Origin of the sequence: Rivibacter subsaxonicus (genome assembly GCF_004217215.1) — a bacterium.
Lineage (GTDB): Bacteria > Pseudomonadota > Gammaproteobacteria > Burkholderiales > Burkholderiaceae_C > Rivibacter > Rivibacter subsaxonicus.
Genome location: NZ_SHKP01000004.1, coordinates 243,413 through 255,472 on the forward strand (window position 1 = coordinate 243,413; position 12,060 = coordinate 255,472).

A 12,060-nucleotide genomic window follows, 5' to 3' on the forward strand; every position below is an offset into this window, starting at 1 on the left:
GTGGTCGCTCCGCGCTCAGGCCGCCGCTTCGAGGTGGGCTTGCTTGCGATACAGGAACTCCAGCACCGCCTCCCGGCTCTGCAGATACGCCGGCTCGTGCGCCAGCTCGAGCCGCAGCCGCGGTGCCTCGCGTACCGGCGCCAGTGGCACGTCGAGCACCTCGCCGATGGTGGCGGCCGGGCCGTTGCTCATCATCACGACGCGGTCGCTCAGCAGCACGGCCTCGTCGACGTCGTGCGTGACCATCACCACCGTCGAGCCGGTGGCCTGGACGATCTTCATCAACTCGTCCTGCAGCCGCGCGCGGGTCAGCGCATCGAGTGCGCCGAAGGGCTCGTCCATCAACAGCAGCTTGGGCTCCATCGCCAGCGCGCGCGCGATGCCGACGCGCTGCTTCATGCCGCCCGAGATCTCGTGCGGGCGCTTGGCCTCGGCGGCGGTCAGGCCGACCAGCGCCAGCGCGGCGCGGGCGCGCGCTATCAGCTGGGCCCTGGTCTCGCGATCGCCGAAGACGCGCTCGACCGCGAGCAGCACGTTGTCGCGGCACGAGAGCCACGGCAGCAGCGAGTGGTTCTGGAACACCACGCCACGATCGGGGCCGGGCGCGTTGATCTCCTTGCGGTCGCAGATCAGCGTGCCGGCGGTCGGCTTGATCAGGCCCGCGATCAGGTTGAGCAAGGTGCTCTTGCCGCAGCCCGAGTGGCCGATCAGCGTGATGAACTCGCCGCGGTTGACCTTGAGGTTGATGTCGCGCAGCGCGTGGAAGCGGCCGCGCTTCGTCTCGAAGTGCATCTCGACCTTGTCGATCTCGAGGTAGGCAGTCATGGGCGTGCTCCAGCCTTCATTCGTACGAGAAGCGTCGCGCGATCAGCATCAGCAGCTGTTCGAGCGCCAGGCCCACCACGCCGATGATCAGGATCGCGATCAGGATGTGCGGGACGTTGAGGTTGTTCCACTCGTCCCAGACCCAGAAGCCGATGCCGACGCCGCCGGTCAGCATCTCGGCGGCGACGATCACCAGCCACGCGGTGCCCACGCTCAGCCGCACCCCGGTCAGCACGTAGGGCAGCACCGCCGGGAACAGGATCTTGGTCATCACCTTCCACTCGGAAAGGTTCAGCACCCGCGCCACGTTGAGGTAGTCCTGCGGCACCCGCTTCACGCCCTCGGCGGTGTTGAGGATCATCGGCCAGATCGAGCAGATGAAGATGGTCCAGATCGCCGCCGGGTTGGCGCTCTTGAGCACCAGCAGGCCGATCGGCAGCCAGGCCAGCGGGCTCACGGGGCGCAGCAGGCTGATCAGCGGCGAGGCCATCTTGTTGAGCACCGCGAAACGGCCGAGCACGAAGCCGAGCGGAATGCCCACCAGCGCCGCCAGTCCGAAGCCGATGCTCACGCGCTTGAGCGAGGCCAGGATGTTCCAGCCGATGCCCTGGTCGTTCGGGCCGCGGCTGTAGAAGGGGTCGCTGAACAGCTCGACCGCGGAGGCGAAGGTCACCGCCGGCGACGGGAAGCCGCCGCCCGGCTTCATCGTCAGAAGAGCCCAGATCGCGATCAGCAGGCCGATGCCGGCCAGCGGCGCGAAGATGCCGATCGCCAGTGCGCGGCCGTCGACGCGCTCGATCAGAGGCGGGCGCCGGGCCGGGCGGGGCGGCGTGCCCGCCGCGGCGGCGCCGGCCGGCTTCGAACTCGAGGCGTTGCGTTCGGGGGCGGCAACGGCCGCCAGCGGGGAGTGGAAGACTGCACTGACCATGACAACTCCTTCGGTGCGTGATCCGCTTCAGGCGCGCAGCTTGAAACCGTCGGCGTACTTCGCCGGGTCCTTGCCGTCCCAGGCGGTGCCGTCGATCAGCTTGCTGGTGCGCAGAACATCCTTGGGCACGTTCACCTTGGCGAGTGCGGCGCCCTGCCTGTAGAGCTCGACCTGGTTGACCTTCTTTGCCACCGCCAGGTAGTCGGGGTGCTCCTTCAGCAGACCCCAGCGCTTGTGCTGGGTCAGGAACCACATGCCGTCCGACAGGTACGGGAAGTTCACCGAGCCGTCGTTGTAGAACTTCATGTGGTTCGGGTCGTCCCAGGTCTTGCCGAGGCCGTTCTGGTAGCGGCCGAGGATGCGCTGGTTGATGACGTCGACGCTGGTGTTGACGTAGGCCTTGTCGGCGATGGTCTCGGCCATCTGGTTCTTGTTCTTGAGGCTGGCGTCGATCCAGCGGCTGGCCTCGAGCACCGCCGCGATCACCGCGCGGCAGGTGTTGGGGTTCTTCTGCACGAAGTCGAGCGAAGTGCCGAGCGCCTTCTCGGGGTGGTCCTGCCAGATGTCCTGGGTGGTGGCGGCGGTGATGCCGATGCCGTCGGCGATCGCGCGGTGGTTCCAGGGCTCGCCGACGCAGTAGCCGTCCATGTTGCCCACCCGCATGTTGGCCACCATCTGCGGCGGCGGCACGGTGATGACCTTGGCGTCCTTGAGCGGGTTGATGCCGTAGGTCGCCAGCCAGTAGTACAGCCACATCGCGTGGGTGCCGGTGGGAAAGGTCTGGGCGAAGGTGAACTCGCGCTTGTCGGCCGCCATCGCCTTGGCCAGCGAGGCGCCGTCGACCGCCTTCTCCTCGGCCAGCTTCTTCGACAGCGTGATGGCCTGGCCGTTCTGATTGAGGTTCATCAGCACCGCCATGTCCTTCTTGGGACCGCCGACGCCCATCTGCACGCCGTAGAGCAGGCCCCACAGCACATGCGCCATGTCGAGCTCGCCGTTGACCAGCTTGTCGCGCACGCCGGCCCAGGAGGCTTCCTTGGTCGGGATGATCTTGATGCCGTACTTCTCGTCGAACTTGAGCACCGAGGCCATCACCACCGAGGCACAGTCGGTCAGCGGAATGAAGCCGATGCGCACTTCCTTCTTCTCCGGCGCGTCCGAGCCGGCGGCCCAGGCGCTGGGCGCCACGCCGGCGGTCAGCCCGGCCGCTGCAATGACTGAGCCCTGCTTGATGAATTGGCGTCGTTGTTCGCTCATCAGTCCCTCACGCGTGTTCGTCATCTCGATTCCCCTGGAAGCACCGCAAAAAAGCAAAAAGGCGTCGCGGTCGCTCCGCGCTGGTGCGCTGAGCCGACCGGACGCCTTTGTCCGAACCTGTCTGGTGCGAGGGCGACGCCGTTGCCGCCTTCGTGCCTATTGCATTGCAGCAACCGTGCCAGGACTCCTAGCCGAGGAGTTCGTGGGCCTCGATCACCTTGGCAGCCACCTCGTGCAGCTTGAGGCCCTTGTCCATCGCGAGCTTGCGCAGGCGGGCGAAGGCGGCGTCCTCGTCGAGGCCGGCGCTCTTCATCAGCAGGCCCTTGGCGCGCTCGACGGTCTTGCGCTGCGCCAGTTGGGACGTGGCATCCACGAGCTGGGCGCGCAGCTCGGCCTCCTGCTCGTAGCGCGCGATCGCCACCTTCAGAACCGGTTGCAGCCGCTCGGGCTGGAGCCCGGCGACGACGTAGGCGCTCACGCCGGCCTTGAGCGCGAGGCGCATCGGGTCCTCGGCATCGTCCTCCGAGAACACCACCACCGGGCGCGGGTTGCGGCTGCCGAGCAGCGCCAGGTGCTCGAGCGTGTCGCGGGTCGGCGACTCGCTGTCGACGATCACCACGTCGGGTTGCAGCCGCAGCACGCAGTCGTGGATCAGCGTGGCCTGCTCGATCACGCCGACCACCTCGCAGCCCTGGCGCGCGAGTTCGTCGCGGATCAGGCCGGTGCGATGGGCACCGTCGTCGATCAGCAGCACGCGCAGGGTGGGGGAGGATTCCGACTTCATGGTTGGCTGCTGCAACGCAGCAAAGATCGTGCCCCCGTTTTTGGCTGACGTTTACGTAAACGTCAACGTTGACCCGCTTTCCCTTAGGATTGCGGCTTGCCCCGCGGGAGACCCCCATGACCGACCTGTCCGCCGACCACAAGGCGCTCGCCGACTATCGCCCCACGCGCAAGCTGCGCTTCGTCACCGCCGCCTCGCTGTTCGACGGCCATGACGCGTCGATCAACATCATGCGACGCATCCTGATGAGCATGGGCGCCGAGGTCATCCACCTCGGCCACAACCGCTCGGTCGACGAAGTGGTCACGGCCGCGCTGCAGGAAGACGCGCATGGCATCGCGGTCAGCAGCTACCAGGGCGGCCATGTCGAATACTTCAAGTACATGGTCGAGCTGTTGCGCGGCCGTGGCGGGGAGCACATCAACGTCTTTGGCGGCGGCGGCGGCGTGATCGTGCCGGCCGAGATCCGCGAGCTGGCGGCGCAGGGCGTGCGCATCTTCAGCCCCGAGGACGGCCAGCGCATGGGCCTGCCGGGAATGATCGGCGAGATGCTGATGCGCGCCGACCAGGGCCCGCGCGACGGGGCACCGGCGAGCGTCGAGGCGCTCGCCGGCCACGGCGAGGCCGCGTGGCGCGCGCTGGCGCAAACCATCAGCGCGCTCGAAGAGGGCACGGCCGACGCCGCGCTGAAGGCGGCGGTGCATGCCAAGGCCAAGGGCGCACGCATCCCGGTGCTCGGCATCACCGGCACCGGCGGGGCCGGCAAGAGCAGCCTGACCGACGAGCTGATCCGGCGCCTGCGGCTGGACCAGGACGACGCGCTTCGCGTGGCGGTGATCTCGATCGACCCCTCGCGCCGCAAGAGCGGCGGCGCGCTGCTCGGCGACCGGATCCGGATGAACGCGATCTCGCCATGGTCGAAGGGCGCGCGGGTCTTCATGCGCTCGCTCGCCACGCGCGAGGCCGGCTCCGAGATCTCGCAGGCGCTGCCCGACGTGGTCGCCGCCTGCAAGGCCGCCGGCTTCGACCTGGTGATCGTCGAGACCTCGGGCATCGGCCAGGGCGACGCGGCGATCGTGCCGCACGTGGACGTGCCGATGTATGTGATGACGCCCGAGTTCGGCGCCGCCAGCCAGCTCGAGAAGATCGACATGCTCGACTTCGCCGAGTTCGTCGCGATCAACAAGTTCGACCGCAAGGGCGCGGCCGATGCGTTGCGCGACGTCGCCAAGCAGGTCCAGCGCAACAAGGAGGCCTGGAGCACGCCACCCGACAAGATGCCGGTGTTTGGCACCATGGCCAGCCGCTTCAACGACGACGGCGTCACGGCGCTCTGGCATGGCCTGGCGGCGCGGCTGTCGGAACTCGGCCTGCCGCTGAAGGAAGGCCGCCTGCCGAAGGTGGCGGTGCGCCACAGCACGCACCAGGCCAGCATCGTGCCGGCTGCGCGTGGCCGCTACCTGGCCGAGATTTCGGACACGGTGCATGGCTACAAGAAGCGCGTTGCTCAGCAGGCCCAGGTCGCGCGCGCGGTGCAGCAGTTGCAGGCGAGTGCGGCGATGCTGCAGACCGACAAGCCCGAGCGCCATCGCGCGGTCGAGGCGGTGCTCGACCTGGTGCAACAGCGCGAGACGCTGCTCGAACCCGGCGCGAAGAAGCTGCTCGCGATGTGGCCCGAGATGCAGAAGGCCTACGCCGGCGACGAGTACGTGGTGAAGATCCGCGACAAGGAGATCCGCACCGCGCTGGTCCACACCACGCTGTCGGGCACCAAGGTGCGCAAGGTCGCGCTGCCGCGCTGGGCCGACCATGGCGAGATCCTGCAGTGGCTGATGCTCGAGAACGTGCCGGGCAGCTTCCCGTACACCGCCGGCACCTTTGCCTTCAAGCGCGAGGGCGAGGACCCCACGCGCATGTTCGCCGGTGAGGGCGATGCCTTCCGTACCAACCGCCGTTTCAAGCTGCTCAGCGAGGGTCTGCCGGCCAAGCGGCTGAGCACCGCCTTCGACTCGGTCACCCTCTACGGCGCCGATCCGGCGCCGCGGCCCGACATCTACGGCAAGGTCGGCAACTCGGGTGTGAGCATCGCTACGCTCGACGACATGAAGGTGCTCTACGGCGGATTCGACCTCACGAACCCCAGCACCTCGGTCAGCATGACGATCAACGGCCCGGCGCCGACGATCCTGGCGATGTTCATGAACACCGCGATCGACCAGAACATCGGCAAGTTCAGCGCCGACAACGGTCGCGAACCGACCGACGACGAGGCCGCCAAGATCCGCGCCTGGACGCTGGCCAACGTGCGCGGCACGGTGCAGGCCGACATCCTCAAGGAAGACCAGGGCCAGAACACCTGCATCTTCAGCACCGAGTTCTCGCTCAAGGTGATGGGCGACATTGCCTCGTACTTCGTGCATCACGACGTGCGCAACTTCTACTCGGTCAGCATCTCGGGCTATCACATCGCCGAGGCTGGCGCGAATCCGATCTCGCAGCTCGCCTTCACGCTCAGCAACGGCTTCACCTTCGTGGAGGCGTATCTGGCGCGCGGCATGCACATCGACGACTTCGCGCCCAATCTGAGCTTTTTCTTCAGCAACGGCATGGACCCGGAGTACACCGTGATGGGCCGCGTGGCGCGTCGCATCTGGGCGGTCGCGATGAAGGAGAAATACGGCGCCAACGAGCGCTCGCAGAAGCTCAAGTACCACGTGCAGACCAGCGGCCGCAGCCTGCACGCGCAGGAGATCCAGTTCAACGACATCCGCACCACGCTGCAGGCGCTGATCGCGATCTACGACAACTGCAACTCGCTGCACACCAATGCCTTCGACGAGGCGATCACGACGCCGACCGAGGACAGCGTGCGCCGCGCGATGGCGATCCAGATGATCATCAACCGCGAGTGGGGCCTGGCCAAGAACGAGAACCCGAACCAGGGCGCCTTCATCGTCGACGAGCTGACCGAGCTGGTCGAGGAGGCGGTGCTGGCCGAGTTCGAGCGTATCAGCGAGCGCGGCGGCGTGCTCGGCGCGATGGAGACCGGCTACCAGCGCGGTCGCATCCAGGACGAGAGCATGCACTACGAGATGCTCAAGCACACCGGCGAGCTGCCGATCATCGGCGTCAACACCTTCCGCAACCCGCATGGCGACGCGGTCGCCGAGACGCTGGAGCTGGCGCGCTCGACGGAGGAAGAGAAGCAGTCGCAGCTGAAGCGGCTGGCCGAGTTCCACGCGACGCACGCGGCGGCAGCGCCGGTGATGCTGGCGCGGCTTCAGCAGGCGGTGATCGAGGACCGCAACGTCTTCGAGGTGCTGATGGACGCGGTGCGCGTCTGCTCGCTCGGGCAGATCACGAACGCGCTGTTCGAGGTCGGCGGGCAGTACCGGCGGAGCATGTAGGCGGCCGTCGCGCGGCGCTCAGGCAGCGCCTGCCGCCTGCCGCGCCCGCCACGCCGTCAACAGCGCCCGCACCTCCTCGTCGGGTCGCGCCGCCAGCTTGCAGTACTCCGAGCAATCGCTCTTGCGGGTCAGCAGCCGGTGGTTGACCAACTCGCGGCGCAGCGTCACGTGGTCGCCGAAGGCGTTGGCCGCGCGCAGCACCGCGTTGACCTCGCGCTCGGTGTAGGGCCGCTTGGCCTCGAAGCGGGTCCACAGCACCCACATCGCCATGCGCTGCACCGTGAACTTGGTGGGCCAGCGCAGCAGGCGGCCCTCGGCGTCGAACTGCATCAGCGTGCGCCGCGCGTTGTCGGACAGCGGCGGCGGTGCCGCCTGCGCCGGGCGTGCCACCGGCGGCGCGGCCTTCAGCGCCTGGACGTTGCGGTAGCCGGCAGCGGCGGCGATCAGGTTGAGCAACTCGACGTGGCCGGGCGCTTCGGTGCTTGCCGGCGCGCGCGCCTTGAGCGCGCGGCCCAGGCTGCGGGCGAAGGCGGACAGGTCCTCGATGACGAGCGTGGTGGCTTCTCGGGCCATGGCAATGACTCCAAATGCGGGCAGCCGCTCGGGACGACCGTGCATGCGCACGATGTCGGGGATCGCCGTCTTGCCGAGCCCGAGCCGCTGCCGCAGGGAGCGTGCATGGCGGAGGAGGGGTCAAGGATGCCGTGGCAGGTTTAGCTCGCGGACGGGCCGCGCGGCGATGCCTGGGTGAACTGCCGACCGGCGCGAAGTCTAGCGCGCGTTCGCCGCGCCGGCTCGCCAGGTCAGGGCATCGCCGCGCCCACCGCCTGGCGCACCGGGATCCCGGCCGGGTCGAAGCCGTCCAGGCAATGGACGTTGATGCCGAGGTGGTCGGGCGTCACCCGCTTGCGATGAAAGGGGTAGATGCCGCAGACGCTGCAAAAGTAGTGGCGAGCCGTCATCGTGTGAAAGCGGTACTCGGTGAGCGCATCCGCGCCGGCGAGCAGCCTGAAGCGGCTCTCGTGGACCTTGACCATCAGCGCGTTCTTGCGGCGGCAGATGGAGCAGTCGCACATCGTGAGCTCCGGAAAGTCGGTCTCGATCTCGAAGCGGACCGCGCCGCAATGGCAGTTGCCGCGATAAGTCTGCAGTGACCTGGGGTTCGTCATCGCTGCGTAGCGGCTCCGCGCAATCTCAATCGGGGATCTCGGCCTCGACCAGCTTGGCCAGCAGCACCAGTGACTCCTGCCAGCCCAGGTAGCAGCCCTCGACCGGAATCATCGCGGGAATGCCTTCCTGCGTGATGTGGATCTCGGTGCCGCAGGACACCGCCGTCAGCGCGATGGTGGTCAGCATCTCGCCGGGCAGGTTGGGGTCGTCGAAGGCGTCGGTGTGGCGAATCAGCTCATCCGGCACGAGTTCGACGTAGGTGCCGCCGAAGGCGTGGCTGTGGCCGGTCGAGAAGTTGGTGAACGACATCCGGTAGCTGCCGCCCACCTTGGCGTCAAAGTGATGCACCTTGGCCGTGAAGCCATGCGGCGGCAGCCACTTGACCAGCGCGTCAGGGTCGAGGAAGGCGCGGTACAGGCGGGCCGGGGTGGTGCGCAGGACGCGGTGCAGTTGAACGGTGCTCATGGGCGGGCTCGGTGGCGGGTTGGCAGAGGAAGGCCCTCAGAAGGCACGACGAACGGGCGAGGTGGGAATCGACACATTGACGGCGCGCGGTGCCAAAGCCCGCCGAACGGAGCCTCAGGCGGCGGGGCGCTTGCGGTCGGCCGGATGCTCGACGCCATCGTAGACCGGTACATCGTTCAGCAGGAAGGGGTTGATGCCTTCGAGGCAGCCGACGTTGTAGCTGTACTGGTCGGGGAACGAGCGCCGCTGGTGATGCGTGTGGATGCCGCAGCGCGAGCAGAAGTAGTGCCTGGCCACCTTGGTGTTGAACTGGTAGAGCTGCAGGAACTCCGCGCCCTCGACCACGCTGATCCCGGCCAGCGGCACCGAGGCCACGATGGCGCCCTTGCGCCGGCAGATCGAGCAGTCGCAGCGCCGCGGCTCGACGATGCCGTCCGGGAGCGCCAGTTCGAGCACCACGGCGCCACAGTGGCACGACAGCCGGTGCCTCGGCAGGACGGCCACGCCGCCAACGGACGTGATCATGAGCTCTTAACCCGGGGCCTTGGAGCTGTTCAGGGCCACGGCGGCGCGCACGAGAGCCTTCAACCCATGCTCGTCCAAGGCCTGGCCCTCGTGGAAGTCGATGGCGCGCCGGGTGTTGCCCTGGAGGCTGGCGTTGAAGATGACCGAGGGATCCTCCAGGGCGGCGCCCTTGGCGAAGGTCATCTTCACGACCTTCTTGTAGGTCTCGCCAGTGCAGATCAATCCCGCGTGCGACCACACCGGAACGTTCCACTTCCACTCCTCGACGACATCGGGATCGGCCTCCCTGATCAGGGCACGGAGCCGGCCGAGCATCTGGCCCCGCCAGTCGCCGAGCTCGGCGATTCTTGCGTCGATCAACTGCGAAGGAGACTTGCCTTCTTGCGACCCGCTCTGCTTCATGTCGTTGCTCTTGTGCGGTGGTGGGAGGACGGCCTCTGCGTCATTCTGCGTTGGCCTCCGCGGGTGCGCTGTGCGAGAGACCAATGCCGGCGCGCCTCACTCGGCCCTGAACTCGACATGCAACGGCGACAGCGGCACCGCGACCAGATGAGCAGGATTGACCACCTGCATGGTGCAGATCGCACCCGCGGCCGGGACCTGCTCCTTGTACGAGACGACGAGGCGATCATCGCTCTGGGTGACGCGCGTGATCGACATGGAGTAGCAGCCGTTCGGTCGGCTACCGAGGAAGTAGCCGACCACCTGCTGGCTGCCGAAGTCGATGGCCGGTGCTTGCGGAGGCGGCAGCAGGTTGGAGCTGAACCTGGCCCAGACGGTGTTGAACTCCGCCTGATTTCGCGCGACCACACCCTCGCCGGCCGTCACGCCGGAGTTGCCGGATTGCGCCACCGTGGTGAACGGCACGTTCCGGGTTTCGGAGCTGGCTTCGCCGCCGCCGCAAGCGGCGAGCAACGAAGCGACGACCAGTGAGATTGCAGTTCGCATGCTGTGCATTCTGTGCTGCCTGGTCCTCACCAGCGGCCGTCCGCAAGAACCGGGTGTGCTGACTCACCGCCCCCCTTCTGGCGCGATCGCCGGTCCCGACCGCACAAGCAACGCCACGGTATCGATTCAGACATCAGGGCCTCGCATGGCGCCAGACGCTGATGACCCTTCAGGCAGCTTCATGCCTGCCGCTTGCAGCGCCTGACGCCGCGCTGGTGCAGATTCCATCTGCGAAGGCTCAGGGTGCATTGTTCGCCCGCAGGAATGCGTCCACGACAGACTGCCATCGGGCTGGATAGCTGGGCAGCCAGTGCCCGTTCTCTGGAACCCCGGGGAAGAAGTGGAACTCGAGGTTTCCGCCGGCGTGCGAGAAGGCATCAACATACTGATGAACCGCGTCGTCGCCATAGAACAGGTCGCGAGCGCCATACAGCCAGATCATCGGGGCCTTTGCGTTGGCGCCGTATCGCGCAAACGCGGCGAGGTTGAAGTCGACCGGACATTGGTCTTCCGCCTGTGCCGTCCATCCGCCAACGAAGTTGACGACCGCGCGAACCCGGGATCGATGCTTTCCTTCGGCTGCATAGGCCACCGACAGGAAGCCGCCGCGAGACACGCCGATTAGCGTGACGCCGTCCTGCCTGGCCAGCGGCAAGCTCCGCGTGTACTCGATGGTGGCGTCGAGGTCGGCAAAGGAAAGCGGCAGTGCGTCGTGCCAGTGTTCGACGTCGCAGTCCTTCTCTTCGGATTCGGGCGAAATGCCACTGCTCTTGCCGCGGCCCTGGCGCATGGGCGCAACGACGAGGTAGCCCTGTTTGGCCCAGTGCCGGCCGTCTCTCTTCCAGGAAATGGATGCCTTGGGCGAACCGCCGGCCGATCCGTGACTGAGAACGAGGACGGGGAACGGTCCCTTGCCGCTTGGGAGATAGGTGAAGGCTTCGAGGCGAGCGACGGTCCGGCCGGTGGCGTCATCGCGAACCCGGATCTCCGCGTTTCCAGCGTTGGCGTGATGCAGCGCGGCGGGCAGCAGAAATGCAAGGAAGAGAAGAAGAGACCGCATCCACGCGCCCCAGGGTCTGAGGTCAGCGCGGGCGACAGTCGCAAGCCGGAACACCTCGGGTGCAACGACCGGTGGGCGTCATTGCGGCCTGGCTTCCGCCGGGGCCGTCTGTGGAGGCCGCCCGTACGTGACTGCCGAACGGACCTCGGGCGGGGCGGCATCGGCCACCTGCCAGTCCGGAATCGCGCCCAAGGCGTCGTTCACCGTCGAGAAGGCGAGCCTAAACGCGATGAAGGCCGTCACCTCGAAGATCGCGCGATCGTCGAGCCCGGCGCCGCGAAGCGCGGTGATGTCCGAAGGCCCTGCGCTGTTCGGATCCGACACGACCTTTCGAGCCCAGGCCGCGAGCGCACGGTCCCGGGCCGTGAGCGCGGCGTGGTCGCTGCCTGAGAGCACCGCCGCGGCGGGTGCGGCGCCGGCCTGGGCGGCCAGTGTCTTGCCCCAGGCCAGGGAGCAGTACGAGTCCTGCAACTGCGAGGCAGCCGCACACACCAGCACCGCCTGATCGCGCTTCGAAAGGCTCGCGCTCGCAGTGAGTTGGCCGCGAAGGGCTGCGAAGGACTCGAAGACATCAGGTCGCGAGGCCCACGCCGAGACGAGGTTCATGACAAAGCCCTGTGCGGCCTGGCTTGACTTGTAAACCCGCGCTACTGCGTCGGTGGTCTCGGGTGGCGGCAGAAGCATGAGTCGC

Annotated in this window: 13 protein-coding genes; 1 reads left to right on the forward strand and 12 read right to left on the reverse strand. The window is 67.4% G+C overall.

All coding sequences use genetic code 11. The features are described from left to right. Window positions 1–15: 15 nt before the first annotated feature. The 4 genes from EV670_RS01155 to EV670_RS01170 all read right to left on the reverse strand — a co-directional run bounded on the left by EV670_RS01155 (window position 16) and on the right by EV670_RS01170 (window position 3,794). Window positions 16–825, reverse strand: coding sequence for an ABC transporter ATP-binding protein (locus EV670_RS01155; protein WP_130429987.1), 810 nt, complete (start codon window positions 823–825; stop codon window positions 16–18). A gap of 16 nt (window positions 826–841) precedes the next feature. After that, a complete protein-coding gene (gene ntrB, locus EV670_RS01160) occupies window positions 842–1,753 on the reverse strand; it encodes a nitrate ABC transporter permease (protein ID WP_130429988.1) in 912 nt (303 codons plus the stop codon). A 27-nt stretch (window positions 1,754–1,780) separates the two neighbouring features. Further along, window positions 1,781–3,034: a CmpA/NrtA family ABC transporter substrate-binding protein gene (locus EV670_RS01165; RefSeq protein WP_207224974.1), complete on the reverse strand. Its 1,254-nt coding sequence runs from the start codon at window positions 3,032–3,034 to the stop codon at window positions 1,781–1,783. Between the two features lie 163 nt (window positions 3,035–3,197). Continuing rightward, window positions 3,198–3,794, reverse strand: coding sequence for an ANTAR domain-containing response regulator (locus EV670_RS01170; protein ID WP_130429989.1), 597 nt, complete (start codon window positions 3,792–3,794; stop codon window positions 3,198–3,200). A gap of 116 nt (window positions 3,795–3,910) precedes the next feature. Between EV670_RS01170 and icmF the strand changes: the two genes are divergently transcribed. Further along, window positions 3,911–7,201 (forward strand): fused isobutyryl-CoA mutase/GTPase IcmF, encoded by a 3,291-nt coding sequence (icmF, locus tag EV670_RS01175; protein WP_130429990.1) that lies wholly within the window; start codon window positions 3,911–3,913, stop codon window positions 7,199–7,201. 18 nt (window positions 7,202–7,219) lie between these two features. On the opposite strand, the gene EV670_RS01180 is transcribed toward icmF, so the two are convergent. The 8 genes from EV670_RS01180 to EV670_RS01215 form a co-directional block, all read right to left on the reverse strand. After that, window positions 7,220–7,774 carry a DUF2087 domain-containing protein gene (locus EV670_RS01180; RefSeq protein ID WP_130429991.1) on the reverse strand — a complete coding sequence of 185 codons (555 nt, stop codon included), beginning with the start codon at window positions 7,772–7,774 and terminating at the stop codon, window positions 7,220–7,222. Window positions 7,775–8,004: 230 nt separating this feature from the next. After that, window positions 8,005–8,370: a GFA family protein gene (locus EV670_RS01185; protein WP_207224975.1), complete on the reverse strand. Its 366-nt coding sequence runs from the start codon at window positions 8,368–8,370 to the stop codon at window positions 8,005–8,007. Window positions 8,371–8,395: 25 nt separating this feature from the next. Then, complete coding sequence (locus EV670_RS01190) at window positions 8,396–8,836, reverse strand: SRPBCC family protein (protein ID WP_130429992.1); 441 nt, start codon at window positions 8,834–8,836, stop codon at window positions 8,396–8,398. A gap of 114 nt (window positions 8,837–8,950) precedes the next feature. Then, on the reverse strand, window positions 8,951–9,361 hold the full coding sequence (locus EV670_RS01195) for a GFA family protein (RefSeq protein ID WP_130429993.1): 411 nt from the start codon (window positions 9,359–9,361) through the stop codon (window positions 8,951–8,953). Window positions 9,362–9,367: 6 nt separating this feature from the next. Next, complete coding sequence (locus EV670_RS01200; protein WP_130429994.1) at window positions 9,368–9,763, reverse strand: DUF1801 domain-containing protein; 396 nt, start codon at window positions 9,761–9,763, stop codon at window positions 9,368–9,370. 96 nt (window positions 9,764–9,859) lie between these two features. Then, the gene (locus EV670_RS01205) at window positions 9,860–10,309 is read right to left on the reverse strand and encodes a protease complex subunit PrcB family protein (protein WP_130429995.1); all 450 of its coding nucleotides are present in this window, start codon (window positions 10,307–10,309) and stop codon (window positions 9,860–9,862) included. Window positions 10,310–10,547: 238 nt separating this feature from the next. Then, complete coding sequence (locus tag EV670_RS01210; protein ID WP_130429996.1) at window positions 10,548–11,369, reverse strand: dienelactone hydrolase family protein; 822 nt, start codon at window positions 11,367–11,369, stop codon at window positions 10,548–10,550. A gap of 78 nt (window positions 11,370–11,447) precedes the next feature. Further along, window positions 11,448–12,053 (reverse strand): carboxymuconolactone decarboxylase family protein, encoded by a 606-nt coding sequence (locus EV670_RS01215; RefSeq protein WP_242616791.1) that lies wholly within the window; start codon window positions 12,051–12,053, stop codon window positions 11,448–11,450. Window positions 12,054–12,060 lie beyond the last annotated feature (7 nt).

What these genes read in the sequence shown, in the direction of transcription:
- EV670_RS01155 (WP_130429987.1), bottom strand. Translation starts at nt 825, where the DNA reads ATGACTGCCTACCTCGAGATCGACAAGGTCGAGATGCACTTCGAGACG.
- ntrB (WP_130429988.1), bottom strand. Translation starts at nt 1,753, where the DNA reads ATGGTCAGTGCAGTCTTCCACTCCCCGCTGGCGGCCGTTGCCGCCCCC.
- EV670_RS01165 (WP_207224974.1), bottom strand. Translation starts at nt 3,034, where the DNA reads ATGACGAACACGCGTGAGGGACTGATGAGCGAACAACGACGCCAATTC.
- EV670_RS01170 (WP_130429989.1), bottom strand. Translation starts at nt 3,794, where the DNA reads ATGAAGTCGGAATCCTCCCCCACCCTGCGCGTGCTGCTGATCGACGAC.
- icmF (WP_130429990.1), top strand. Translation starts at nt 3,911, where the DNA reads ATGACCGACCTGTCCGCCGACCACAAGGCGCTCGCCGACTATCGCCCC.
- EV670_RS01180 (WP_130429991.1), bottom strand. Translation starts at nt 7,774, where the DNA reads ATGGCCCGAGAAGCCACCACGCTCGTCATCGAGGACCTGTCCGCCTTC.
- EV670_RS01185 (WP_207224975.1), bottom strand. Translation starts at nt 8,370, where the DNA reads ATGACGAACCCCAGGTCACTGCAGACTTATCGCGGCAACTGCCATTGC.
- EV670_RS01190 (WP_130429992.1), bottom strand. Translation starts at nt 8,836, where the DNA reads ATGAGCACCGTTCAACTGCACCGCGTCCTGCGCACCACCCCGGCCCGC.
- EV670_RS01195 (WP_130429993.1), bottom strand. Translation starts at nt 9,361, where the DNA reads ATGATCACGTCCGTTGGCGGCGTGGCCGTCCTGCCGAGGCACCGGCTG.
- EV670_RS01200 (WP_130429994.1), bottom strand. Translation starts at nt 9,763, where the DNA reads ATGAAGCAGAGCGGGTCGCAAGAAGGCAAGTCTCCTTCGCAGTTGATC.
- EV670_RS01205 (WP_130429995.1), bottom strand. Translation starts at nt 10,309, where the DNA reads ATGCGAACTGCAATCTCACTGGTCGTCGCTTCGTTGCTCGCCGCTTGC.
- EV670_RS01210 (WP_130429996.1), bottom strand. Translation starts at nt 11,369, where the DNA reads ATGCGGTCTCTTCTTCTCTTCCTTGCATTTCTGCTGCCCGCCGCGCTG.
- EV670_RS01215 (WP_242616791.1), bottom strand. Translation starts at nt 12,053, where the DNA reads ATGCTTCTGCCGCCACCCGAGACCACCGACGCAGTAGCGCGGGTTTAC.